Source organism: Halorubrum sp. AD140 (assembly GCF_034497445.1).
Taxonomy (GTDB): domain Archaea; phylum Halobacteriota; class Halobacteria; order Halobacteriales; family Haloferacaceae; genus Halorubrum.
In genome coordinates, this window is sequence record NZ_JAXRUU010000049.1 from 1 (window position 1) to 24,529 (window position 24,529).

General features: G+C 70.5%; 26 protein-coding genes and 1 pseudogene. 17 read left to right on the forward strand and 10 right to left on the reverse strand.

The genetic code is table 11. From position 1 onward, the window contains the following. Nucleotides 1-369, forward strand: a 369-nt coding sequence (locus U4E84_RS12095) for a DUF5804 family protein (protein WP_322532350.1), incomplete at its 5' end; no start/stop codon positions are given. Nucleotides 370-420: 51 nt separating this feature from the next. Further along, complete coding sequence (locus U4E84_RS12100; protein WP_322532351.1) at nt 421-1,164, forward strand: ThuA domain-containing protein; 744 nt, start codon at nt 421-423, stop codon at nt 1,162-1,164. A 222-nt stretch (nt 1,165-1,386) separates the two neighbouring features. Here U4E84_RS12100 and U4E84_RS12105 read toward each other — a convergent pair whose 3' ends face one another. The 3 genes from U4E84_RS12105 to pyrB form a co-directional block, all read right to left on the reverse strand. Continuing rightward, on the reverse strand, nt 1,387-2,247 hold the full coding sequence (locus U4E84_RS12105; protein ID WP_322532352.1) for a hypothetical protein: 861 nt from the start codon (nt 2,245-2,247) through the stop codon (nt 1,387-1,389). A 235-nt stretch (nt 2,248-2,482) separates the two neighbouring features. Further along, entirely contained in the window at nt 2,483-2,941 is a 459-nt protein-coding gene (gene pyrI, locus U4E84_RS12110) for an aspartate carbamoyltransferase regulatory subunit (protein WP_144798937.1), read from the reverse strand. Continuing rightward, the gene (gene pyrB, locus U4E84_RS12115; protein WP_322532353.1) at nt 2,938-3,879 is read right to left on the reverse strand and encodes an aspartate carbamoyltransferase; all 942 of its coding nucleotides are present in this window, start codon (nt 3,877-3,879) and stop codon (nt 2,938-2,940) included. Before pyrB ends, pyrI begins: the two co-directional genes overlap by 4 nt. Before the next feature lie 167 nt (nt 3,880-4,046). Between pyrB and U4E84_RS12120 the strand changes: the two genes are divergently transcribed. From U4E84_RS12120 to U4E84_RS12145, 6 genes are all read left to right on the forward strand, one after another. Further along, the gene (locus U4E84_RS12120; RefSeq protein ID WP_322532354.1) at nt 4,047-4,385 is read left to right on the forward strand and encodes an ASCH domain-containing protein; all 339 of its coding nucleotides are present in this window, start codon (nt 4,047-4,049) and stop codon (nt 4,383-4,385) included. Between the two features lie 97 nt (nt 4,386-4,482). Beyond that, nucleotides 4,483-5,691 carry a P-loop NTPase gene (locus U4E84_RS12125; protein WP_322532355.1) on the forward strand — a complete coding sequence of 403 codons (1,209 nt, stop codon included), beginning with the start codon at nt 4,483-4,485 and terminating at the stop codon, nt 5,689-5,691. A 329-nt stretch (nt 5,692-6,020) separates the two neighbouring features. After that, nucleotides 6,021-9,485, forward strand: coding sequence for a molybdopterin-dependent oxidoreductase (locus U4E84_RS12130; protein WP_345785513.1), 3,465 nt, complete (start codon nt 6,021-6,023; stop codon nt 9,483-9,485). A gap of 2 nt (nt 9,486-9,487) precedes the next feature. Then, nucleotides 9,488-10,693 (forward strand): 4Fe-4S dicluster domain-containing protein, encoded by a 1,206-nt coding sequence (locus U4E84_RS12135; protein ID WP_322532357.1) that lies wholly within the window; start codon nt 9,488-9,490, stop codon nt 10,691-10,693. 2 nt (nt 10,694-10,695) lie between these two features. Beyond that, nucleotides 10,696-11,616, forward strand: coding sequence for a molecular chaperone TorD family protein (locus tag U4E84_RS12140; RefSeq protein WP_322532358.1), 921 nt, complete (start codon nt 10,696-10,698; stop codon nt 11,614-11,616). 55 nt (nt 11,617-11,671) lie between these two features. After that, nucleotides 11,672-12,115, forward strand: coding sequence for a molybdopterin-dependent oxidoreductase (locus U4E84_RS12145; protein ID WP_322532359.1), 444 nt, complete (start codon nt 11,672-11,674; stop codon nt 12,113-12,115). A gap of 49 nt (nt 12,116-12,164) precedes the next feature. Here the strand turns inward: U4E84_RS12145 and U4E84_RS12150 are convergent, their stop codons facing one another. Continuing rightward, nucleotides 12,165-12,524 (reverse strand): 2Fe-2S iron-sulfur cluster-binding protein, encoded by a 360-nt coding sequence (locus tag U4E84_RS12150; RefSeq protein WP_322532360.1) that lies wholly within the window; start codon nt 12,522-12,524, stop codon nt 12,165-12,167. 152 nt (nt 12,525-12,676) lie between these two features. Between U4E84_RS12150 and U4E84_RS12155 the strand changes: the two genes are divergently transcribed. After that, nucleotides 12,677-12,937 carry a hypothetical protein gene (locus U4E84_RS12155; RefSeq protein WP_322532361.1) on the forward strand — a complete coding sequence of 87 codons (261 nt, stop codon included), beginning with the start codon at nt 12,677-12,679 and terminating at the stop codon, nt 12,935-12,937. A gap of 85 nt (nt 12,938-13,022) precedes the next feature. Here U4E84_RS12155 and U4E84_RS12160 read toward each other — a convergent pair whose 3' ends face one another. Continuing rightward, entirely contained in the window at nt 13,023-13,505 is a 483-nt protein-coding gene (locus tag U4E84_RS12160) for an Lrp/AsnC family transcriptional regulator (RefSeq protein ID WP_322532362.1), read from the reverse strand. 182 nt (nt 13,506-13,687) lie between these two features. On the opposite strand from U4E84_RS12160, the gene U4E84_RS12165 reads away from it, so the two are divergent. Next, a complete protein-coding gene (locus U4E84_RS12165) occupies nt 13,688-14,629 on the forward strand; it encodes a DMT family transporter (protein WP_322532363.1) in 942 nt (313 codons plus the stop codon). A gap of 40 nt (nt 14,630-14,669) precedes the next feature. On the opposite strand, the gene U4E84_RS12170 is transcribed toward U4E84_RS12165, so the two are convergent. Beyond that, the gene (locus tag U4E84_RS12170) at nt 14,670-15,227 is read right to left on the reverse strand and encodes a hypothetical protein (protein ID WP_322532364.1); all 558 of its coding nucleotides are present in this window, start codon (nt 15,225-15,227) and stop codon (nt 14,670-14,672) included. 229 nt (nt 15,228-15,456) lie between these two features. Between U4E84_RS12170 and U4E84_RS12175 the strand changes: the two genes are divergently transcribed. After that, nucleotides 15,457-16,458, forward strand: a complete 1,002-nt coding sequence (locus tag U4E84_RS12175; protein WP_322532365.1) for a biotin--[acetyl-CoA-carboxylase] ligase — start codon at nt 15,457-15,459, stop codon at nt 16,456-16,458. Between the two features lie 24 nt (nt 16,459-16,482). Here the strand turns inward: U4E84_RS12175 and U4E84_RS12180 are convergent, their stop codons facing one another. Next, nucleotides 16,483-17,013, reverse strand: coding sequence for a universal stress protein (locus tag U4E84_RS12180; protein WP_322532366.1), 531 nt, complete (start codon nt 17,011-17,013; stop codon nt 16,483-16,485). Nucleotides 17,014-17,169: 156 nt separating this feature from the next. On the opposite strand from U4E84_RS12180, the gene U4E84_RS12185 reads away from it, so the two are divergent. The 5 genes from U4E84_RS12185 (at nt 17,170) to ptsP (ending at nt 21,752) form a co-directional block, all read left to right on the forward strand. Beyond that, the gene (locus tag U4E84_RS12185) at nt 17,170-17,427 is read left to right on the forward strand and encodes a hypothetical protein (RefSeq protein WP_322532367.1); all 258 of its coding nucleotides are present in this window, start codon (nt 17,170-17,172) and stop codon (nt 17,425-17,427) included. 110 nt (nt 17,428-17,537) lie between these two features. Continuing rightward, the gene (locus U4E84_RS12190; RefSeq protein WP_322532368.1) at nt 17,538-18,740 is read left to right on the forward strand and encodes a redox-regulated ATPase YchF; all 1,203 of its coding nucleotides are present in this window, start codon (nt 17,538-17,540) and stop codon (nt 18,738-18,740) included. Nucleotides 18,741-18,854: 114 nt separating this feature from the next. After that, nucleotides 18,855-19,592 (forward strand): selenium cofactor biosynthesis protein YqeC, encoded by a 738-nt coding sequence (gene yqeC / locus U4E84_RS12195; protein WP_322532369.1) that lies wholly within the window; start codon nt 18,855-18,857, stop codon nt 19,590-19,592. Nucleotides 19,593-19,713: 121 nt separating this feature from the next. After that, a complete protein-coding gene (locus U4E84_RS12200) occupies nt 19,714-20,064 on the forward strand; it encodes an HPr family phosphocarrier protein (RefSeq protein ID WP_322532370.1) in 351 nt (116 codons plus the stop codon). After that, a complete protein-coding gene (ptsP, locus tag U4E84_RS12205; protein WP_322532371.1) occupies nt 20,061-21,752 on the forward strand; it encodes a phosphoenolpyruvate--protein phosphotransferase in 1,692 nt (563 codons plus the stop codon). The genes U4E84_RS12200 and ptsP overlap by 4 nt, the downstream gene beginning before the upstream one ends. A 14-nt stretch (nt 21,753-21,766) precedes the next feature. On the opposite strand, the gene dhaM is transcribed toward ptsP, so the two are convergent. The 3 genes from dhaM to dhaK are packed head-to-tail and all read right to left on the reverse strand — an operon-like array spanning nt 21,767 to nt 23,909. After that, the gene (dhaM, locus tag U4E84_RS12210; RefSeq protein ID WP_322532372.1) at nt 21,767-22,147 is read right to left on the reverse strand and encodes a dihydroxyacetone kinase phosphoryl donor subunit DhaM; all 381 of its coding nucleotides are present in this window, start codon (nt 22,145-22,147) and stop codon (nt 21,767-21,769) included. Beyond that, nucleotides 22,147-22,911, reverse strand: coding sequence for a dihydroxyacetone kinase subunit DhaL (dhaL, locus tag U4E84_RS12215; protein ID WP_322532373.1), 765 nt, complete (start codon nt 22,909-22,911; stop codon nt 22,147-22,149). Before dhaL ends, dhaM begins: the two co-directional genes overlap by 1 nt. Next, entirely contained in the window at nt 22,908-23,909 is a 1,002-nt protein-coding gene (dhaK, locus tag U4E84_RS12220; protein ID WP_322532374.1) for a dihydroxyacetone kinase subunit DhaK, read from the reverse strand. Before dhaK ends, dhaL begins: the two co-directional genes overlap by 4 nt. Before the next feature lie 81 nt (nt 23,910-23,990). On the opposite strand from dhaK, the pseudogene U4E84_RS18980 reads away from it, so the two are divergent. Then, nucleotides 23,991-24,265: pseudogene (locus tag U4E84_RS18980) on the forward strand (arsenic resistance protein); the annotation flags it as partial. Nucleotides 24,266-24,529: the final 264 nt, after the last annotated feature.

A 24,529-nucleotide genomic window follows, 5' to 3' on the forward strand; every position in this document is an offset into this window, starting at 1 on the left:
GCGACCTACGACATCGAAGAGCCGTTCGCGAACAGCGTCGCGGTCGACACCGTGAGCCTCGGCGCCGCCGTGGCGCTGTTGAACGACCTCGACTGGTACCTCGTGCGCTTCGTCGACGAGGCGCTCGTCCGCGAGCCGTCGGTCTCGACCGACGAGTGGCTCTCGCGGGACCTCGCCCGCGAGGTGCGCGACGGCGCGGTCCCCCCGGAGGAGACCGACCAGCGCCTGAAGGTGTTCGGCCTCGTCGACGGACGGCCCGTCGAGCCGCTGTACGTCCGGCGGAAGCAGGGTGAGACGCCCGAGTACGACCTCCGCGACGTCGACGAGACGGTTATCGTCAGAGTGAGCGAGTCCGAGTTTTCGGGATAGACGATCGCGCCGGATACGATCCTACAAGTCGGTCCGGCGGAGAAGGCCCGTATGGCACGCGTCACGGTCTGGAACGAGTACCGCCACGAGCGCGAGAGCGACGTCGTCGCCGACCTCTACCCCGACGGGATCCACGCCGTCATCGCCGAGTTGCTGGAGGAGGCGGGCCACGAGGTCCGCACCGCCACGCTCGACGAGGGGCCGGAGCACGGGCTCACCGAGGAGGTGTTAGCGGAGACAGACGTGCTCGCGTGGTGGGGCCACGCCGCCCACGACGAGGTGCGCGACGAGGTCGTCGACCGCGTCCACGAGCGCGTGCTCGACGGGATGGGCCTCCTGGTGCTTCACTCCGCGCACTACTCGAAGATATTCAAGCGGCTGATGGGTACCAGCTGCTCGCTGAAGTGGCGCGAGGCCGCCGAGACGGAGCGGCTCTGGGTGGTCGAGCCGAGCCACCCCATCGCCGACGGGATCGGCGAGTACGTCGAACTCGAGGAGGCCGAGATGTACGGCGAGCGGTTCGATATTCCGGCGCCCGACACCCTCGTCTTCACCTCCTGGTTCGCCGGCGGCGAGACGTTCCGCTCCGGCTGCTGTTACCGCCGCGGGAACGGCAAGGTGTTCTACTTCCGGCCGGGCCACGAGACGTACCCGGTGTACTACGACGACGACGTCCGACGGGTGCTCCGGAACGCGGTCGAGTGGGCGGAACCGGGCGACGGGCCGACGCCCGAGTTCGGCAACGCCGACCCGATCGAGGACATCGACACGTCGGACGACCGGACGGTCCACTGAGCGGGACGGGAGCGTTCGTCGGAAATCGACGAGCCGGCGGCTCGCGAGTGTCGGGCGACCGCCGCTACGGCGCGGACGTTGAAAGGCGACCGCCTCGCGCGAACGCGAGACGACCGGTGTGTCGCACGCCGGCGGCCGGTCGAGTAGCCGTCCGCCGCGGCCGCATATAAACCCTCGTTACCGGGAGCGACGGCGCGCGGTCGCCGCTGGTAGCGGACGCGATCAGTCCGGCCGGTGGACTTCGCCGTCGCGGGAGTCCGCGTCCTTCCGGCGGAGCGCGGCGGCCGCGTTGCTCGCGTCGTAGCCGAAGAACACGTCCTTCGCGTACGTCTCGGCGACCTCGGTGGCGTGGATCAGCTCGTCGACGCCTACTTCGACCGCGTACAGCTCCAGCGAGAAGGGCGTCTCCGGCGGCGCGCCGTGGACGTCGTAGTCGCCGCCGAGCCGCGAGCGGAAGCCGCGAGCGATCGCCTCCAGCCAGTAGGTCGTCGCGTACTCGGTGTCGTACAGCGGGACGACGAACTCGTCGACGTGCGCGGCGAGTCGGTCGAGGTCGAGCCCCGCGCGCGACCGGAGGTGGCCCGGATACGGGTCCGGGTACAGCGTGAGCAACAGCCGTCCGGGGACCAGTTCGTCGGCGTCGGCGACGAACTCGGTGATCACGTCGGCGCGCCAGTCGCTCCACTCGTCGCGGTCGCTCTCGGCGAAGAGCCGCTCGCAGCGCTCGCACCGACAGAACCCCTCGCGCGGGAACCCCACGTCGTCGAGGCGCACGTCGGCGCTCTCGGCGGCGCAGTCCGCGACGATCTCCAAGAGCCCCTCGCGGTACTCCGGGTGCGTCGGACAGACGTACGCCCAGTCGAAGTACTCGCGGTCGCGGGTCGCCGGCTCGCCGCGCTCGTCGACGGGGACGAGCTCCGGGTTCTCGGACGCCGCGGCGTTGTCTCCGAAACACGACACCATGTTCACCGCGTTCGGGAGCGGCGCGGCCGCCCGCCCCGTGACGTCTTTCACCTCGTAGAAGCCGAGGTCGAACGGCTCCATCTCGACCTCGTCGGCGTTGCGCGTGACGACCCCGTACATGCCACTCGCTACGCGGGTGACGGGTAAAAACGGCGGGCATCCGCCCGCAGGGGAGGGCCTTCGGTCCCTACTCGACCGTTACGGGCTCCTTGTCGCCGGCCAACAGGACGTACGCGAGCGCGACGAACGACACGACCAGGACGAGCTTCGCTTTTTTGCTCATACCGGGCACATCGGGCGGCGGGCGCTAAAACCTACCGGAGGGGACGTCGACCGACCCCCAGGTGTCCCCTCGCTACACGTCGATGTGCTCGGCGATGTCGGCGCGCAGGATCGTCGAGCAGTAGTCGCAGCGAACGCCGTCGGCGACGACGTCGAACCGGGTCTCGACGGGCTCGTCGGCGTTCGTGATACAGTTTCGGTTCGGACACGACAGCACGCCCGTCACGCTGTCGGGACGCGTCACCCGGTTCTTCTCGACGACCTCGAAGTCGCGGACGATGTTGATCGTCGCCTCGGGCGCGATGAGCGAGAGCACGTCGACCTCGGACTGCGAGAGCTCCCGCTCCTCCACCTTCACGATGTCCTTACGGCCGAGCCGGTCCGAGGGGACGTTCATCCCGACGGAGACGCCGAACCCCTCCGAGCCGTCGATACCCAAAATCGCGAGCACGTTGAGCGCCTGCCCGCCCTCGACGTGGTCGATCACGGTGCCGTCGCGGATCTTCGAGACGCGAAGCTCGTGGTCGCTCATCGGTCCGCCTCCATTCCCTCGTCGGCCGCGGCGTTCTCGAGCAGGGTGTCGAGCAGCGCCATTCGAACCGGGATCCCGTTGTGCGCCTGCTCGAAGTAGCGGGCGTGCTCGGTGTCGTCGACGTCGGGCGCGATCTCGTCGACGCGCGGGAGCGGGTGCATCACGGTGAGGTCGTCGGAGGCATCCGCGAGCGTGTCGGCGTCGATCCGGTACTCGCCCGCGACGCGGTGGTACTCGTTCTCGTCGGGGAACCGCTCCTTCTGGATCCGAGTGACGTACAGCACGTCGAGCTTCGGCAGCACGTCCTCCAGGTCGGTGTGCTCGCGGACCTGCGCGCCGGTCTCGTGGAGGTCGAACCGGACCGACCGGGGGAGCCGCAGCGACTCCGGGCTGATGAAGTGCTGGTTGGCGTCGAAGTTCGTGAGCGCCGCGGCCAGCGAGTGGACCGTGCGGCCGTACTTCAGGTCGCCCATGATCCCGACCGTGAGGTCGTCGAGCCCGTGGTCCTCACGGATCGTGTGGAGGTCTAGCAGGGTCTGAGAGGGGTGCTGGCCGGCGCCGTCGCCCGCGTTGACCACCGGCACGGAGACGCGCTCGGCCGCGAGCGTCGCGGCGCCCTCGCTCGGATGGCGGAGGACGAGCGCGTCGGCGTACCCCTCGACGACGCGCACGGTGTCCGAGAGCGACTCCCCCTTCGACACCGACGAGGAGTCGACGTCTCCCATGTCGATCGTGTCGATGCCGAGGCGCTTGGCCGCGCTGTCGAAGCTCATCCGGGTGCGGGTGCTCGGCTCGAAGAAACAGAGCGCGAGCACGCTGCCGGCGTGCCGGTCCGCGTAGGCGGCTGGGTCGTCCGCGACCGCCCGGGCCCGGTCGAGCACCGCCTCGATGTCATCCCGCGAGAGCTGCGTCGCGGTGATGAGGTGGTCCTGACGCATCGTCGAAGAAGGGGACAGGCACGGTCTTGAATCCCTCGGCTCGGGGGTCGAGGGTGCTGTTCACGACCGTGCAGATCTCGCCGTCGGGCGGCTTCGAGATTCGCAACACGCGCGACGAGACCCGGGGGCGACCGGACGCATAAGACGCTCCGCCCCCAAGAGCGACCATGTCCGAGAACGACCCGGCCGACCTGCTCCCGAACGACCGCGTGAAACGGGCCGCGCTCGACGGCGAGGTGACGCAGCTCCACCGCGGGAACCGGTACGGCGAGGCGGGCGACACCTTCGAGGTCGACGGCGCGACCTTCGAGCTGACCGAGGTGACGGAGCGCACCCTCGGCGACCTCACGGACGCGGACGCGAAACGCGAGGGGTCGCCGTCGCTTTCGGCGTACAAGGAGCGGATGGTCCGCGCGCACGGCGGGCACTTCGACTGGGACGACGACGCCGACGTGGTTCGACACCGGTTCGAGCGCGTCGACGGACCGGACGGCGGCTCCCCCTGAGAGGCGCCGAGACGGGCGGTGACCGCGCAGTCGTCGGTTTGTCGGAACTGAGAACGCTGTCCTCGATTTAAGAGCGCGTTCGTCCAATTCCGAGCCGATGACCGAGCAACGGCAACCCCAGGACCCGTTCCGGGAGATCACGCTCTCCGACGGGAGCGACCCGATCGAGAAGGGGATCGTCCGCCGCGTGCGCCGGCTGGACGGGACGGTCACCGTCGACGTCGCCGTCGGCGGGCTCGGCGGGAGCCTGGCCGAGCGCGTCGTCGAGCAGATCCGGGGGGCGGCGCTCACCCTGGACGGGGCCGATCACGTCCGCGTGCAGCCGGTCCGAAACGAGGAGACCACCGTCGACCTGCCCGCCGTCGACCGCGTGCTCGCCGTCGGGAGCGCCAAGGGAGGCGTCGGCAAGACCACCGTGTCCGTGGCGCTCGCCAGGGCGCTCGACGCTCGGGGGTACAGCGTGGGGGTGTTCGACGCCGACATCTATGGCCCCAACGTGCCGCACGTGCTCGACGTCGACGGGCCGATCCTCACGAACGACACCGGACAGCCGGTGCCGCTCGACGCGGACGGCGTCCAGCTGCTGAGCCCCGGGGTCGCCGGCGGCGAGCCGCCGACCGCGCGGCGCGGGGCCATCGCCTACGGGGCCGTGGAGAACCTGCTCGCACAGGGCGACTGGGACGACTGCGACGTGCTGCTCGTCGACCTGCCCGCGGGCAACGACGACGTCGTCGGCGCCCTGCTCGAACACGTGCCGCTGGACGGCGCGGTGTTCGTGACGACCCCCTTCGACGCGAGCGTGGACGACACCGAGCGCACGATCGGGCTGTTCGAGGAGCACGGCGTCCCGCCGGTGGCCGCGGTGGTCAACATGAACCGGTTCGTCTGCGACTGCTGCGGGGAGCCCAACACGCTGTTCGACGACCCCGTCGACGTCGACGTGCCGGTCGTCCACGAACTCCCCTTCGACCGGCGGCTCCAGCGCGACCCCGGCCACGAGCGGGCCGCCGAGGCGCTCAAGGGCGTGACCGCCACCGTCGACGCGTACCTCACCGACCTCGACGAGGCGGTGCCGGACGACGCTGTCGACCTCCGGGGGCTGCCGCCCGCGAGCCAGGTGCGACAGCTGGCCGACGACCTCGCGGCCGCGGAGCCGGGGGAGACGGTCGCAGGCGTGGTCGAGGACCCAGTCGCGGTCGAGGAGGACCTCCCGGCGGCCGCCGGAGCGATCCTCGACGAGATCCGCCGCTCGCAGCCCGGGACGACCGGGACGCTGCTGACGCTGTCGCGCCGCGCCGGAGCGTGAGGCTGTCACGCCGCGCCGGAGCGTGACACAGTTCGAGCGCGAACAGCGTCGGCGTTCCCCCGTCGCTCGAGTCGGTTCCCCACCTAAGTGGAGACGCGAACATATTCCGGTGCCGTTCCAGCGTGGAGAGAATCGCCGGGGGCTATTGATGAGTTCCACCGATAGCTCGGACGTGTACCGATGTTACCAACGCTCGCAGACCCGGTTGCAGACCGGATAGCCGGCAGGGGTGACGAACGGTGACCGACGGAGACCGCGCTTCCGGGGGCTCGAACGCGTCCGATCCGTCCGGAAGCGACGACGGCGCCACGGGCGTCACGAGACGGCAGGTGATCGGCGCCGTGGCGGGCGGCGCGGCGGCCGGCGTCGGGTCCGGACACCTGGGGTGGCGGCTGTTCCGCCCGAGCGCGTCCGACGACCCCGGGTCGGGCGGCTGGCTGAACCCGCTCCACGAGTACCCGAGCGAGGACTGGGACCAGACGTACCGCGACGTCTGGGACGTCGACGACTCGTACTACCTCGCGTGTCGCCCCAACGACACGCACAACTGTTACCTCGAGGCCAACGTCAAGAACGGGGTGGTCACGCGGCTCGGTCCGTCGATGAACTACGGCGACGCCACGGACCTGTACGGCAACGAGGCCTCCGACCGCTGGGACCCGCGCGTGTGCCAGAAGGGGCTGTCGATGATAGAGCGGTTCTACGGCGAACGCCGGGTGACCTCCCCGAAGATCCGCGAGGGGTTCAAGCGGTGGGTCGACGACGGGTTCCCCCGGGACGACGACGGGAGCATGCCCGAGGAGTACGCCCAGCGCGGGGAGGACAGCTGGTACGAGGCGTCCTGGGACGAGGCGTTCGAGTACGCCGCCGAGGCGTTCCTCGAGATCGCCGAGCGCTACTCGGGGGAGGCGGCCACGGAGACGCTGCTCGATCAGGGCTACGACGAGCGCGTGGTCGAGGAGATGCAGGGAGTCGGCACGCGGACGATGAAGTTCCGCGGCGGCATGCCGATGCTCAGCACCATCGGGCTGTTCGGCGAGTACCGCTTCGCCAACTCCATGGCGCTCGTCGACCACCACGTCCGGGGCGTCGACGAGGACGAGGCGCTCGGCGGCGTCGGCGGCGACAACTACTCGTTCCACACGGACCTGCCGCCGGGGCATCCGATGGTGACCGGCCAGCAGACCGTCGACTTCGACCTGGCCAACGTGGAGTACGCCGACCACATCGTGATGGCCGGGATGAACTGGATCTGCACGAAGATGGCCGACTCCCACTGGCTCACGGAGGCCCGGATGAACGGCGCCAAGGTGACGGGCGTCTTCACTGACTACAACGCCACGTCCTCGAAGTGCGACGAGGTCGTCATCATCCGTCCGGCGACCGACAGCGCGCTGTTCCTCGGCGTCGCCCGGGAGATCATCGCGAACGACGACTACGACGAGGAGTTCGTCAGGTCCGACACGGACCTCCCGCTCCTGGTCCGGATGGACACCGGCGACCACCTCCGGGCGAGCGACGTCTTCGAGGAGTACGATCCCGCCGACCTCGACAGGACGCGGGTCGCACCGGCGGAGGAGCACCCGGCGCCGACGACCGTCGACACCGACGACCAGTGGATCACCCCCGACCAGCGCGAGGAGTGGGACGACTTCGTGGTGTACGACGAGGACGCGGAGGGCGTGCGCCCCGTCCACAGAGAGGAGGTCGGCGACGAGTTCACCGTCGAGGCGGCGCTGGAGGGGAGCTGGGAGGTCGAGCTGGCCGACGGCGAGACGGTCGAGGTCCGCCCCGTGTTCGACCTCCTCCGGGAGCACCTCGACGCGACGTGGGACCTGGAGTCGACCGCCGAGGTGACCGGCACCAACCCGGAGGCGGTGGCGAACCTCGCCGAGGACTTCGCCGACAACCGGGAGCGAACGCTGCTCCTGACCGGGATGGGTCCCAACCAGTACTTCAACGGCGACCTGAAGGACCGGGCGGCGTTCCTCGTCGCCTCGCTGACCCGGAACGTCGGCACCCACTCCGGCAACATCGGGAGCTACGCCGGGAACTACCGCGCGTCGATGCTCAACGGGCTCCCGCACTACCACCAAGAGGACCCGTTCGATCCGGAGCTCGACCCGGAGGCGGACTCCCGGGTGGACGGCCGGATCACGATGGAGTCGATGCACTTCTACTCGAACCTCGACGAGCCGCTCAAGATCGAGGGCGAGTACCACATGGGCGACACCCACATGAACACGCCGACGAAGTCGCTGTGGGTGGCCGGGTCGAACTCGGTGCTCGGCAACGCCAAGGGCTCGTACAAGATCATCGAGGGACTGTTGCGGACGGGGAAGCTGGAGGCGTTCTTTTGTAACGAGTGGTGGTGGACGATGACCTGCGAGTACTCGGACATCGTCTTCCCCGCCGACTCGTGGGCCGAACAGAACGTCTACGACCTGACCGCGTCGGTCACCAACCCCTTCCTGATGGTGTTCCCGGAGACGGAGATCGACCGCATCTACGACACCCGTCACGACACGCAGATCTACCAGGGCGTCGCGGAGAAGCTCGCGGAGAAGCTCGACGAGCCCCGCCTCGCGGACATGTGGGCGTTCATCGACGAGGACGAGCACAGGGGGAAGCCGTACGTCCGGCGGATCATCGACAACTCGAACATGACGAAGGGGTACGACGTCGACGACCTGCTGGAGCGGGCCGAGCGCGGCGAGCCCGCCCTGATGATGAGCACCACCTATCCCAAGAAGATGGGGACCCGACAGGTCGACGACGACGTCCCGTGGTACACGAAGACCGGTCGACTGGAGTTCTTCCGAGAGGAGGGGCCGTGGACGGAGGTCGGAGAGAACCTCCCCGTCCACCGGGAGGCGATCGACGGCACCGTCTACCGGCCGAACGTCATCGTCGACGACAGCGACCACCCGCTCGTCGACCCGGAGACGCCGACGGACCTCGGGTGGGACGACGACAAGCTGGACGACGCCTCCGCGCGGCAGTTCCGCAACGAGGTCCTGAGCACCGACGAGCTGCTCGAGTCGAACCACCCGCTACAGGAGGTGGACTCGGGGTTCAAGTACTCGTACATGACGCCGAAGTACCGACACGGCGCACACACGTTCTGTAACGCGCTCCCGAACATCGCCGTCTGGTGGGGACCGTTCGGCGACATGGAGCGGAAGGACGACCGCAAGCCGTACTTCGGCGAGGGGTACGTCGAGATGAACCCGGAGGACGCCAAAGAGGAGGGGTTCGAGGACGGCGACTACGTCTGGATCGACGCCGACCCGAGCGACCGGCCGTATCCGGGCGCGGACGGCGACCCGGAGGAGTACGCCCGAGCCCTGATGCGCGTGCGCTACCAGCCGGCGATGCCCAGCGGGGTGACCCGGACCTGGCACAACCTCAACCAGACCAGCCACGGCACCGCCGCGGCGACGCCGGACCGGGAGGGGATGGCCCGGAACGAGGAGACCGACTACGTGTCGCTGTACCGGCGCGGCGGCCACCAGAGCATGACTCGCTCGTGGCTCAGGTCGACCATCCTCACCGACGAGATGAACCGGAAGGACCTGATGGGCCAGAGCATCGGGACGGGCTTCGCCGCCGACGTCCACTGCGCCAACGGCGCGCCGCGCGAGTCGTTCGTGAAGTTCGAGAAGGAGGGCAACGCCGGCATCGACGGCGAGCGCCTGTGGCGCCCCGCGGAGCTCGGCCTGCGACCCACCTACGAGACGTCGGAGATGGAGCGGTACCTCGGCGGCGAGTACGTCGACACGGAGAGTGAGTGATCATGTCACAGGTAGAAAACTGGCAGCTCGGCCGGGAGATGGAGTACCCCTACGAGGAGGCGCGTCCGGAGCGGCAGTGGGCCGGGGTGTTCGATCTCAACAAGTGTATCGAGTGCCAGACGTGTACGCTGGCCTGCAAGACGACGTGGACCCACGGCGAGGGCCAGGAGCACATGTTCTGGAACAACGTGGAGACGAAGCCGTACGGCTCACACCCCGTCGGCTGGGACCAGCGGCTCTTGGAGGACCTCGGCCCCACCGAGTGGGCGGACGACGGCACCTACGAGGGCGAGACGCTCTTCGAGGCCAACGGTACCGACTGGACGGAGCCGGAGAACCACCCCCAGGAGTCGCCGACCGCGGCCATGGACCTCCCCGGGTTCAAGCCGGAGCCCGACGACTACCGGTACCCGAACCTCGGCGAGGACGAGGTCGCGGGGGACGCGATGGAGTCGATCCAGCACTTCGACGAGGAGACGCACCCGATCTGGTTCTTCTACCTCCCACGGATCTGCAACCACTGCACCTTCGCGGCCTGCGCCGGGACCTGCCCCGTGCCGGCCATCTACAAGCGCGAGGAGGACGGGATCGTCCTCATCGACGAGGACGCCTGTCAGGCGTACCGCCAGTGCAACGAGGCGTGCCCGTACAAGAAGTCGATCTTCAACGCGGCCGAGGGGATCTCACAGAAGTGCGTCGGCTGTTTCCCCAAGACGGAGCAGGGGAAAGCGCCACAGTGTTTCGAGAACTGCCTGGGCAAGATCCGACTGCACGGCTACGTGAACACGCCCGAGGAGGCCGACGACGGCGACCCCGCCTCCGAGCCGACGAACCCGGTCGACTTCGTCGTCCACCAGAAGGAGATCGCGAAGCCGCTGTACCCGCAGTTCGGGCTGGAGCCGAACGTGTACTACGTGCCCCCGATCACGGCCCCGACCGAGTACCTCGAACAGATGTTCGGCCCGGGGGTCGGAGAGGCGATCGAGACGTACCGCGCGATGCGGAACGGCGAGGAGCCCGAGCTGAAGGGACTGTTCAAGCTGATGGGGTCGACGGAGTGGTCGCTCACCGCCTTCGAGATCGACGGCGACGAGGCCGTCGGCTACTACGAGGGCGACGAGGTCGGCCGGGTCCCGATCACGGAGCCGACCGTCGAGCGCGACCGGTACGACGCCGACGAGGACGTGTACAGACTGGACGTGACGTGACCATGCCGGAGAACACCATCATCGGGGAGGCGCCGAGCGGGTCCCGACCGGGCCCGGACGGCGTCGTCCCCGGCGAGGAGCGACCGACAGACGGATCGACCGCCGACCGCGAGCCGACGGACGCGGACGAGACCGCGCCGCGGGAGGTGCCCGGCGACGCCTCGACCGCGTTCCACCGCGGCCGCGCGTACTCGCTGCTCGCGCTCGCCTTCGAGCGCCCGGGCGAGGAGTTTCAGGAGGCGGTCGACGGACAGGTCTTTCGGGCGGACCTCGTCGAGTCCGTCGGCGCCGTCGACGGCGACGCCGCGGCGCTGGCTGAGATAGTGGGCGCGCGCGCGGACGACGCCGCCGCGCTCCACGACGAGTGGGCGTCGCTGTTCGGCGTGGAGGAGGGCGTCAGCGTCTCCCCGTACGAGCTGACGTACCTGCCGGGGCCGCTGATGACGAACGTGCGCAAGCTCGCGGACCTCAGCGGCTTCTACGAGGCGTTCGGCCTCGAGATCGTCCCCGAGAAGAACGACCGGCGGGACAACGTCCGCTTCCTGCTCGAGTTCCTCGGTCACCTCTCGGTGCGCGAGGCGTACCTCCGGACCGAGGGGGACGACCGCGGCGTCGCCGTCGTCGCGGACGCGTACCGTCAGTTCCTCGAAGCGCACCTCGGGCGGTGGTACTGGCGGTTCGCCGACGAGGTGAGTCAGCACGACGACGGCTTCTACGCCGCGCTCGCCGACCTGCTGGCCGCGCTCGTCGAAGCCGAGCTGGACCGGCTCGACCTCGACCCCGACTGGGTCCCCGACGACCCGCAGGTCACGGAGTGGACCGAGGACGTCTTCGGCGATTCGGGCCGGGGGTGTGGCGGCTGCGGATCCACCCCGGGCGACCTCCGCGGAGACGCGACGTTCGACGTCGACCCCGACGGGTGACGCGCTCGCGGTCGGAATCGCGCCGCCGAACGAACCAACTTCACATCACACAACGATGAACGCGCACGCCTCGCGACCCGATGAAGGTCTCTCGCGACCAGACGCACAGCCGATCGCGCTCGCGGACGTCGATCTCACCGGCGTCGACGCGGTCGAGCGATCGATCACGGTCCGATGTGCGACCGGACGTCGGTCGGAAGCCGCGTGGCGCGGTCCCCCGATCGCCGCGGTCGTCGAGCGGGCGGCGTTCCCGGCCGAGACCACCCACCTGGTCGCGACGAGCGCCGACGGCCACCGCGCCTGTCTCGCCGTCAGCGCCGTCCTCGACGGGGTCCTCGCGGTCGAGCGCGACGGAACGCCGATAGCGGAGGCGAACAGACCGCGGCTCGTCGCTCCCGGGATCGAGGGGGCGAGGACGGTGAAGGGCGTCGTCGCGATCGAGCCGCTCTCGTTGGCTCCGGGCGAGGACCCGGAGGAGTTCGAGGCGCTGCCCCGGTAGGCGAGGAGACGCGCTCGGTCGACGGGAGTCCCGCGACCGCGCCGTCGGGCTAGTCGTCGTCCGCGGCCGCGCTGTCGGCGCCATCGCCGTCGCCGTCTCCGCCGGCCGCCGTCGCCGAGTCGTCCTCGATGCTCGGGGGGTACGCGCCGCGGTCGAGCTTCAGGTCGGACTGTGGGCGCGCCATACAGGTGAGCGCGTACTCCTCGGCCTCCTCGTCGGTGAGCCCGCGGGCGGCCGGCTGGGTCACCTCGCCCTCGAGTATCTCGGCGGAGCAGGCGAGACACATCCCGACGCGGCAGGAGTACTCCTGGGCGATCCCCTCCTCGATGCACGGCTGGAGGATCGTCTCCGTGTCGGCCACCTCGATCGTCTCGCCGGTGCCGACGAACTCGACGGTGTACTCGGTCATGAAGCGGAGTACCCGCCGACCCGTCAAAAAGGGTTCCCCTCGTTCTCGTCGCCGTCGCGGGGACGGAAGCGAGCGGGCGGCGGTCACTCCGGTCCGTGACGCGCTGTCGGTGTCGGTTTTTTAATACGTGAGCCGACAATCCGACCCCGCCGATGGTCCACGCGCTCTCCCCCACACAGATCCCGACGTTTCGGTTCTTCGGTGCCACCGTCGCGTACGACGAGGTCTACCTGCTGGCAGCGCTGCTCGTCCTCTGGGCGACAATCGGCAGGTGGCTCTACACCGACGCGAAGGCCCGGGACAGCGACTGGGCGTGGCAGTGGGGGTTCGGGACCCCCCTGACGGTGGTCGCCGGTCTCGACGTGCTGCTGTTGGTAGTCGTCATCTACCTGTTGCTCCGTGAGTCGGAGTGATCCGGCAGCGCGGAGCTCGACCGCTCGGTGGGCGTCGCCGGACCGCGACGCGTCCGTAGCGTGAGACGTTCGGCCCTGCTCTTCGTCACTCCGTCAGCTCCTCTATCAGGGTGTCGAGCTCGTACGTCGCCGGCGCGCGCGGCTCGTCGCGCAGGGTGGCGATCGTGAACGTCGAGTTCGTCCGCTCCACCTCGGGGATCGCCTCGAAGTCGCTGATGAGACGCTCGACGGTGTCCGACGAGGAGAGCCGCGCGAGCACGACGAAGTCGGTCTCGCCCATCGTGAAGAACGCCTCGGTCACGCCCTCGACCGCGAGCAGCTCCTCCGCGAACTCCTCGTAGGGGCCCTCGTAGCTCGCGAGCACCTCGACTATCACCGTGACGCCCAGCCCGAGCGCCTCGTGGTCGAGGTCGTACAGGTCGTTCTCTATCACCCCGTCCTCCCGGAGGTTGTTCAGCCGGTAGTGGATCGTCGAGACGGGGATCCCCGTCTCCTCGTGGAGTCGCTCGGGGCTCCCGGTGCCGAGGTCCGAGATCGCCTTCAGCAGTCGCACGTCGCGCTCGTCCATACCACCGATTCGCGTGAGGGATTGTTGTATATTTCGACCGATACACTTGGAGTTCGATCCAATATTCGCTGCGCTTTCGAGAGCGAGTTGAATCGTATTCGTATGTGTGATTGTTCGTTCCAGAATCGGCGCAGTTCAAAAGTTTAGTTTAACTATCTCCGACTTTTCCAATGTAATATCCAATGGAACTGCGAAACTTCATCTCCACTCCGGAATCGATCGTCGCCGCGTTCGTCCTCCTCGCGACCCTGTGGGGCACCTCCTTCGTCGCCATCGAGGCCGGTCTGCACTACTTTCCGCCGCTGCTGTTCGCCGGCGTCCGCTACGCGATCGCGGGCGCGATCGTGTTGGCGGTCGCCGCGCTCGCGTCCGGCCGGACGGTCCCTCGCGGCCGCGACGAGTGGGTCGGCGTCGGCGTCGCCGGGACGTTCGTGATCGCGGCGTACCACGGGCTGCTCTACGTCGGCGAGCTCCACGTCTCCGGAGCGGTCGCCGCCGTGGTGGTGAGCCTCGCTCCGGTGTTGACCGCCGTCTTCGCCGCCGTCTTGCTGCCGAGCGAGCGGCTCGGTCCCGTCGAGATCGGCGGGTTCGCGCTCGGGATCCTCGGCGTCGTCGTGATCGCCGATCCGGTGGAAGCCGGGCTCGGGAGCTCGGCGCTCCTCGGGGTCGCGCTCGCGTTCGCCGGCGCGGTCGCGTTCTCGCTGGGCGCGGTCCTCCTGCGGCCGCTCCGGACCGACCTCCCGATCGCCGCGCTCCAGGGCTGGGCGATGGTGCTCGGCGCGGGACAGCTGTTCGTCGGCGCCGCCCTGTTCGGCGAGTCGCCCGCCGCGATCGTCTGGAACGACACCGCGATCGCGTCGCTCGCGTACCTCACGGTGCTGTCGGGCGCCTTCGCCTTCCTCATCTACTTCGCGCTGCTCGACGCCGTCGGGCCGGCGCGGCTCCACCTGGTGGGCTACGCCGAGCCCGTCGTCGCCGCGGCCGGTAGCTGGGTCCTGTTCGGCAGCCTGATCGAGGCGGAAGCGCTGCTCGGGTTCGTCGCGATCCTCGCCGGATTCCTCGCGCTCGAGCGGCGCGAGATCGCCGCGTACGTCGGCGTCGAGGCGCGTCACTGGCCGCGCTGAACCGGGGATCACGAGGGGATCGTCCCGACTTCTCGGCCGCTCAGCCGTCGACGTCCGCCGTCAGCCCCGCGCGGAGGTCCCGACCAAAGTAGTGGCCGAGCAGCGCCACCGCGAGCCCGAGGCCGCCGCCGACCGCGAGCAGCGAGAGCCCCCACTGCTGGAGGTAGTCGACACCGATCGGGAGGAATCCGACGCCGAGGACGTTCGTCACCGCCACCGCGGCTCCGGCGGCGGCGCCGGCGACGCCGGTCTCGACGTACCGGCGCGACGAGAGGACGAGCCCGACCAGGAACGCGGCGAGGAACACGCCCCCCGCGGAGCCCACCGTCCCGCCGACGAGCGGGATCGCGCCGCCGACGAACACGCCCGCGGCGACCGCGCCGAGCGCGAGCGCGAAGGCCTTCGCCGAGAACCAGCGACCGCTCACGCCGACGCGACCCTCCGCGGACGCCCGCCCGCCCGAGTCGCTTCCCGCGGAGACCGACCGCGGGTCGTCCGAGGACGAGGCCGCTCCGCCCGCGAGGTCGTCGTCGAGGAGGTCGTCGAGGTCGTCCATCGGATCGCCGTCGGACGACTCCCGTTCCTTGGAGGGTTGCATACCCGAGCGTTTGCCCGTGAGACCTTGGGTCTTGCGTCCACGGGCGGAGCGTCTCGGTGCGCCCGTCCGGGTGATCGAACGCGGTTCGTCGGCTCGTGTGGACCGACACGCTGCGGCTTGCTAGCACCCGTCGTTTCACCGGAAACGCGGTGTCACCCGCGCACGCGTCCTCCCCTCGCTCGCCGCGCGACCCGGAACGGCTTTCCACGCCCGCGCCGACCGCGTCGACATGGACACGCGTCGCGCGCTGCTCGCCGCCCTGGCGGACGGCCCCATCTCCGGTCCGGCGCTCGCCGACGAGCTCGGCGTCTCGCGGGCGGCGGTGTGGAAGGCCGTCGAGGCGCTCCGCGAGGAGGGGTTCGCGGTCGAGTCGACGTCGGCGGGGTACGTCGCGCCCGCGGACCCCCCGTACTGCGCCGCGGGGATCGAGTTCGGGCTCGACGCGCCGTACGCGGTCGAGTACCGCGACCGGCTGCCGTCGACGAACGACCGCGCCCGCGAACTGGCGTCCGAGGGCGCGGCCGACGTCGCCGTCGTCGCCGACGAGCAGACCGGTAGCCGGGGTCGGCTTGACCGCGAGTGGGTCGCGCCGAGCGGCGGGGTCTGGGTCTCGATCCTCACTCGGCCGACGGTTCCGGCCGCCCGCGCGCCGCTTTTCACCCTCGCGGCGGCGGTCGCGACCGTCGACGCCTGTCGCGAGATCGACGTCGACGCGCACATCAAGTGGCCGAACGACGTGCTCGTCGGCGACGGGAAGGTGGGAGACGGAACCGATGGGGTCGGAGACGGAGGTCGGAAGGTCGCCGGACGCGGGGGCCGAAAGGTCGCCGGGATCCTCACCGAGATGGAGGGCGAGGCCGACCGGGTGTCGTGGCTCGTCGTCGGCGTCGGCGTCAACGCGAACCTCGACCCGGCGGCGCTGCCCGACGCGGCGACCTCGCTGCGCGCCGAGGCCGGGGGCGACGTCGACAGGCGGCGCGTCGCGGCGACGCTGCTCGAGCGATATGCGGCTCTGGCGGCCACGGCCGACCGAGCGGACCAGATCCTCTCGGCGTGGCGCGACCGGGCGAGCACGCTCGGACGGCGGGTCCGGGTGGAGACGGCGAGCGGTCCCGTCGTGGGCACCGCGGTCGACGTCGAGTCGCCGGGCGCGCTCGTGATCGACACGGCGGAGGGCGAGCGACGGGTCCACGCGGGCGACTGCGAGCACCTCCGGGACGCCGACGCCTGAGGGCGAGCAGGGCGCCGTCGGTGGCTAGCTCCGCCCGGCGGCCTCCGGTTCGCCGTCGTCGGGTGTCGTCGCCTCCGCCGGGTTCCCGCTCTCGGCCGCCGTTCCCGCCGCGACGTCGCCGTCGATCCGGACCGTCATCACGGGGACGGCGGCGGCGCGGACCACCTTCTCCGCGACGCTCCCGAGGAGGAGCCGGTCGATGCCGCCGCGGCCGTGCGTCCCCATCACGACGAGGTCGCAGCCGTGCTCCTCGGCGTACCGGACGATCTCGCGGCTCGGCGACCCCTCGACGACCGCCGTGTCGACGGCGACGCCGGTCCCCTCGGCGAGCCTCTCGACCGCCTCGACGGCCTCCGTGGCGTCGTCTCGAAGGAGGTTCCCGACTCCCTCCCAGGTGGTCTCCATCGGCATCCCCGCGTACTTCGCGGTGTCGACCACGTACAGGGCGTGGACGGTCGCGCCGTGGACGGACGCGAGCGCGAGCGCGTGCGAGACGGCCCGCTCCCCCTCGGCGGAGCCGTCGGTCGGGACGAGGATCCGGTCGTATAGAGACATATGTTCACATTCCACAAGGCGGCGCGCGCGCTTAACTCTTTGCGGTTCTTGCCGGTTTTTCGCCTCGCCGGGCGGTTCGGACCGTCATAGGGTCGAGGGGCTCCGGCGAGCCCACCGGGGCACGGGCTTAAGCCGTCCGCCGCTGATAGGACAACTATGACGACCGAAGTTCATCTGTCACGGGTCGAAGACGAGTTCACCGAGTACTCCTACCCGGTCGAGCGGAGAGCCCTCGCCGAGTCGTGTGCGGGAACGACCGTGCTGTTCGCCGACGGGGACGCCGATCTCGGCGCGCTGCTCGCCGAGATCGATCAGGAGCGGTTCGAGAGCCCGGAGGACGCCTTCGCGGCCCTCCAGAACGTGCTCCCGATCGAGGCGGTCGGCGAGCCCGGACAGTCCGACGGCGACGCCTGAAGGGGGACCGACGGCCGGAACGGGCCTGACCGCGAACGCCCCACGTCAGCCGTCCCCACGCCGCGGCGCGTCTCGCATCGCTTTTGACCGCGGGTCGCGCACTGCGGGTAATGAGCTATCGGATCGGCCTCGTCGGCAAGCCCTCCGTGGGGAAGTCGACGTTCTTCAACGCCGCGACGATGAACGACGTGCCAGAGGGCGCGTACCCGTTCACGACGATCGACCCGACCGTCGGCGAGGCGTACGTCCGCGTCGACTGCGCCGCCCCCGAGTTCGGCGAGACCTGCACGCCGAGCGTCGGCGTCTGCCGCGAGGGGACCCGCTTCGTGCCGGTGAAGCTCGTCGACGTCGCCGGCCTCGTCCCGGGCGCCCACGAGGGGCGCGGGCTCGGCAACCAGTTCCTCACCGACCTCAACGAGACGGACGTGCTCATCCACGTCGTCGACTTCTCGGGCAAGACCGACATCGAAGGCGAGGCCACGGAGGGCCACGACACGCGCGAGGACATCGACTTCTTGGAGGAGGAGCTCGACGAGTGGTACCTCGACGTGCTCCGGAAGGGGCTCGAGAAGTTCGAGACCCGGTATCACGGGTCGGAGGCCGCCGTCGAGGCCGAGCTCGCCGAACAGATGTCGGCGTTCGGGATCGACAAGGACCGGATGAAGCGGGTCATCCTCGCAGAGGGGCTCGAGCTCGACCCCGAGACGTGGGGCGACGCCGACGAGGCGTCGCTCGCCCGCGAGATCCGGATGCGCACGAAGCCGATGGTCGTCGCCGCCAACAAGATGGACACCCCCGAGGCGCAGGCGAACTGGGAGGCGATCACGACGGACCCCGACTACGAGCACCTCTCGTTCGTCCCCGCGAGCGCCCACGCCGAGAAGGCCCTCAAGAACGCGAACGAGGCTGGCGTCGTCGACTACACGCCGGGCGAGAGCGATTTCGACGTCGTCGGCGACGTCTCCGGCGAGCAGGCGGCCGGCTTAGAGCGGATCGGCGAGTTCGTCGCCGAGTACGACGGCACCGGCGTGCAGGGCGCGCTGGAGGCGGCCGTCTTCGACGTGCTCGGCTGCATCGCGGTCTTCCCCGGCTCCGCGAACGGGAGCACAGACGAGAAGGGCGTCTTCCGCGACTGCTTCCTCCTCCCGGCGGGGTCGACGACCGAGGACTTCGCGTTCCACATCCACTCGGACATCGGGGAGGGGCTCCTCCACGGCACCGACTGCCGGAGCGGTCGGCAGGTCGGTACCGACCGCGAACTCGCCCACCGCGACGTGATCGAGCTGATCTCGACGAAGCAGGCCGCGCCGTAGCCGTCGACGACTAGCGCGGCCGACGACGACGAGGCGACCGCCACCGACTGCCGCGACCGCCACCGACTGCCGCGACCGACGCGTTTTCGCCCGTGGATCCCGACGCCTCCGAACATGGACGACGTCGTCGACGCGCTCGACGCGGCCGCGGGAACGACCTGTCTCGTCGGCGCCGGCGGGAAGAAGACCACCCTCTATGCGCTCGCGAACCGGTTGGATCGGGCGGTGCTCACGGCGACGGTGCGGATCCCGATCTTCGACCGAGAGGTCGCCGCGGTGCGCGTGACGCGGGACCCCATCGCGGTCCTCGAGACCTTCGACGGCTCCCGCTCCGCCTTCCCGCTCGGACTGGTGCCGGAGCGCGAGCGCGACGACCGGTACCTGGGGTACGAGCCGGCCGCCGTCGACGACATCGCGGCCGCACACGACGGTCCGGTCCTCGTGAAGGCCGACGGCGCGCGGACGCGCCTCCTCAAGGCCCCGAACGAGCGCGAGCCGCAGGTCCCGCCGGGCGCTGACCGGGTGGTTCCGGTGGCGAGCGTCGACGCCGTCGGCGAGCCGCTGTCGACGGACGTGGTCCACCGGCCCGAGCGCGTGGTCTCGATCACCGGGGCCGACCCCGGCGACGAGATCACTCCCGAGCTGGTGGGGCGCGTCCTCGCGCACGACCTCGGCGGCCTGAAGGGAGTGCCGATGGATGCGACGGCGATCCCCCTCGTGAACGCGGTCGACGACGACGCCGACGAGGCTGTCGCGAGGGAGATCGCGGCGGTCGTCCACGAGCGCGCCGACGTGCCGAAGGTCGTCCTCGCGCGGATGATCGACGGCGAGGTCGTCGACGTCGTGCGGTGACGAGACGCGTCCGCGACGACGCGGCGACGCGGCGACCGCACGACGACGCGGCGACTGCGCGGGGACGTGAACCCCGACCCCGTGGCGTGAGTATAAGGCCGCTCGCGGTCCAACGGATCCCATGGAACGAACCGTGACGGTGGTACCGAAGGCGGGCCTGCACGCGCGGCCGGCCTCGAAGCTGGTGCAGACGTCGAACCGGTTCGACGCCGACGTGTCGATCGGACGCGCGGACGACAGCGACGACGGGCTGGTCCGCGCCGACAGCATGCTCTCGGTGAGCGGGCTGAACGTCGCTCACGGCGAGTCCGTCCGCGTCGTCGCCGCGGGGGCGGAGGCGGCCGACGCGCTGGAGGCGGTGTGCGAGCTGCTGACGACCGAGGTCGAAGCGGCGGGAGACGGCGACGAAGGCGACGCCGGGAGCGACGACACCGGGAGCGCCAGCGCCGGGGACGGCGGTGATCCGGCGTGAGGACGCTCGCCGGCGTCGGGAGCACGCCCCTGTCGGGCGTCGGAACGGCGCGCTGGTACCGGCCCGAGTCCGAGCTGACGCTCCCCGACCGACCCGAGCCGTCCGCGGTCGACGCGGACGCCGAGCGGGTGCGGTTCGAGCGCGCCCGCGACGAGGCCCGCGAGGCGATCCGCGGCGCCCGCGACCGGGCCGCGGAGCGGGTCGGCGAGGAGGAGGCGGCGGTGTTCGACGCCCACGAGCAGTTCCTCGACGACCCGGAGCTCGTCGGGGACGTCGAGACCGCCATCGCGGACGGAACCGCGGCCGAACACGCCGTACACGATCGGTTCGCGGCCGCGATAGAGCAGTTCGAGGCGCTGGATGCCCCGATGGCCGAGCGCGCCGACGACCTGCGGGACGTCCGCGACCGGCTGCTTCGCGCGCTCCTGGAGGCCGACGCGCTCGTCGATCTCGGAGACCTGCCGGCGGGCACCGTGCTGCTGGCCGAGCGGCTCACGCCGAGCGACACGGCGGCGCTCGACCCGGACGCGGTCGCGGGTATCGCGACCGTCACGGGCGGGCGAACGGCTCACGCGGCGATCATCGCGCGGTCGCTGTCGATCCCGGCGGTCGTCGGCGTCGGCGAGCCCCTCCGCGAGGTCGGGGACGGCGACGACCTCCTCGTCGACGGCGAGGCCGGTCGGGTGGTCGTCGACCCCGACGCGGCGACCCGCGCGGGAGCCGACGCGGACGCCGCGTCGGCGGTGACCGAGCGCGTCGCGACCGCCGACGGCCGACCGGTCGAGGTCGCGGCCAACGTCGGCAGCGAGGCGGAGCTCGCCCCCGCGAGCGAGCGCGGCGCCGACGGGATCGGCCTGTTCCGGACGGAGTTCCTCTTCCTCGATCGCGAGTCTCCACCGAGCGAGGACGAGCAGTACGAGGCCGTGACGGCCGCGCTGGCGGCGTTCCCCGACGACCGGGTCGTCGTCCGGACGCTCGACGTGGGCGGCGACAAGCGGGTGCCGTACCTCGACCTGCCGAACGAGGCGAACCCCTTCCTCGGGAGACGAGGGATCCGGCTCTCGCTCGACGAGCACCGCGACCTGTTCGAGACGCAGCTCCGCGCGCTGTTGCGTGCGGCCGCGAGCGAGGGCGGTCGTGGACTCGCCGTGATGTTCCCGCTCGTCTCACGGGTCGAGGAGGCCGAGGCGGCGATCGCGGCCGTCGAGGCGGTCGCCGACGACCTCGACGCGGAGGGGATCGACCACGCGGTCCCCGAGCTGGGTGCGATGGTCGAGACGCCGGCAGCGGCCTTCCTCGCCGACGCGCTCGCCGAGCGGCTCGACTTCCTCAGCGTCGGGACGAACGACCTCGCGCAGTACGTGATGGCGGCCGACCGCGAGAACGACGGCGTCGCCGACTACCACGACCCCCTCCACCCGGCGGTGCTGCGGGCGATCGACCGCGTGACGTCGGCCGCGGCGGGGACCGACGCGTGGGTGGGGATGTGCGGCGAGATGGCCGGCGACCCGGCACTCACGGAGTTGCTCGTCGGGCTCGGACTCGACGAGCTCAGCATGAGCGCGGTGACGGTCCCCGCGGTGAAAGAGCGGGTCCGGGAGAGCGACGCGGAGGCGGCGGAGGCGCTCGCCGACGAGGCGCTCGACTGCGAGACGCGGGCCGAGGTGCGCGAGGTGCTGGACGCGTAGCCCGCTCGTCGGTCCTACAGCTTCTCCATCCCGCGCGCCGCCTCGGCCTGCTCGCGGACAGAGTCGAGCGTGGCGGACGGGTCGGTGGCGGCGACGGCCGCGTTGACCGCGCCCTCCAGTACGGGCGCGTCGGCGATGACTGCCTCCGCGTCGCTCAGCTCGACGGCGACGTCGGCGTTCATCACCGCGCTGCCGAGGTCGACGAGCACGACGACCCCGTCGCCGTCGTCCGCGGCGTCGATGGCGTCGCCGATCGCGTCGGGGACGGTGCCGATCCCGCCCCGCCCGTCGCCGCCGACCGGCTCGATGCGGGTGTCTCCGGCCATCTCGACGGCGATCTCGACGATCCCCTCGGCGGCACGCTCGCTGTGGGAGACGACGACGAGCCCGACCATCAGGCGTCGCCCCCGTCGACGTCCGGGGTGTCGTCGAGGTCCTCGTCCGGGATCGTCGGCGAGGTCGCGTCGACGTCCGGCACCTCGCTGTCGAGGGCGTCGGCGGCGGTCGCGAGCAGCTCTTCGAGGATGTACAGCGCGCTCGTCGCGCCGGGGTCCTGGTGGCCGACCGAGCGCCAGCCGAGGTAGGAGGCGCGCCCCTTCCGCGCCCGGATCGGGACGGTGAACGCCACGCCGCGCTCGGCCGCGTCGACCGCCTTCGCGAGCGCTTCGAGCGGCGGGAGGCCGTCGGTCTCGACCGACTTCTTGAACGTGTGGACCGCCGGCGTGAGGGCGTCGACCATCGTCTGGTCGCCCATCCGGGCGTCGCCGCGGTCCTCGACCTTCTGCAGGTAGGTCTCGGCGAACGCCACGGCGTTCTCCGAGTCGATCCCGCCCTCGAGCTCGGCGCTCGCGAACACGAGCGAGCCGCCGAACAGGGGGCCGGAGGCCCCGCCGACCTCGGCCATCAGCGTCTTTCCGACCGTCTTACAGACCGTCTGGGGATCGGGGTCGTCGAGGTCGCGGGCGGCCTCGGCGGCGGCCGACCAGCCGCGGGCCATGTTGCCCCCGTGGTCCGCGTCGCCGATGGCGGAGTCGAGCTCGGTGAGATACGAGCGCTCGGCTTCGATGCGCTCCGCGACCGCCTCGACCGCGGCGACGACCGCGGCGCCGTCTCCGCCGTCTTCGCGACCTCCGCCGCCGCCCTGCCCCTCCCCGCTCATTGGGTCCGAGTGAGCGCGGGGGTGTCTGCCGGCGCGCCGAACAGCTCCTTCAGCTCGTCGTCGACGGCGCAGACGGTGACCGACGCGCCCGCCATGTCGAGCGAGGTCATGTAGTCGCCGACCCAGGCGTCCCACGTCTCCAGGTCGCGCTCGCCGAGCAGCTCCTGCAGTCGCCGGTTGACGACGAACAGCTCCATCTGCGGGGTCCCGCCCATCCCGTTGACGATCGTGAGCACCTCCTGGCCGGGATCGAGGTCGAGGTCGTCGAGGACACGCTCGGTCAGCGCGTCGGTGATCTCGTCTGCGGACATCATCTCCGTGCGCTCGGTGCCGGGCTCGCCGTGGATCCCGATCCCGAGCTCGATCTCGTCGTCGCCGAGGTCGAAGGTGGGCTCGCCCTTCTCGGGCGTGACACAGGAGGTGAGCGCGGTGCCCATCGTCCCGACGCTGTCGATCACCTTCTCGGCGACGCGCGTGACCTCCGACAGGTCGGCTCCCTGCGCGGCCTTCGCGCCGGCGGCCTTGTGGACGAGGATCGTCCCGCAGACGCCGCGGCGTCCGGAGGTGTACAGCGAGTCCTCCACGGCGACGTCGTCGTCGACGACGACGCTGTCGACTTCGACGCCCTCCATCTCGGCGAGCTCGATGGCGGTCTCGAAGTTCATCACGTCGCCCTCGTAGTTCTTGATGATCGCGAGCACGCCGTCGCCCGCGTCGCAGGCGTCGATTAGTGCCTCGAACTCGTCGGCGGTCGGCGAGGAGAACACGCCGCCCGCGGCCGCCCCGTCGAGCATCCCGTCGCCGATGTACCCCGCGTGGGTCGGCTCGTGGCCGCTCCCCCCGCCCGTCACCAGCGCCACCTTCCCCCCGACCGGCGCGTCGTCGCGGACCAGCACCTGCGTGTCCGGGAGCCGACGCAGTCGGTCCGGGTACGCCGCGAGCATTCCGTCGAGCATCTCGTCGACGACGTCGTCCGGGTCGTTGATCAGCTTCTTCATAATCACCGTGTACGACACTCTGCGGTCTGTTAAAGATAGTGGGCGGGCGTGTCGCCGACGGGCGGTGTCCAGGGCGGGGCTCCGCCGCTCTCGCGGATCGCGGCCGGGGTGGTCGGGTTCGACGTCGGGCAGAACCGGGCGCTCGCGTTCACGTCCGTCACGCGAAACTCGCTGGTCGTGCTCCCGCTCGCGTTGGCGCTGTCCGCGGGCTACGAGCTGTGGCGCCCGCCGTCCTCGTGACGCAGACGCTCCTCGAGCTGACGGGGATGGTCGTCCTCACGCGAGTCGTGCCCGCATGGCACCTCCCCGAGGCGTCCGATCGGATGTCGTTGAGTGCGATTCGGAGTGGGAAGTGAGCGGATCTCCGGTGAGAAATGGACGGAGGCGGCTGTAGCGCCCGGAGGGAGTGTTTCACATCCCACGGTGGCGAAATCGCTTTTCGGTGTGCCGCCGTACTGTTCCGCATGGATCGTTCCCACTCCTACCGGCGTGAGGTCACCGCAAAGGTCGAATCCGGATGGCAGATCGAGGAGGAAACGCGGGATCGAGTCACGCTCGTGCGGCGTGAGTTCGGTGACCCGGGGATCCACCTCCTCATCGCCATCTTGACGATCTGGTGG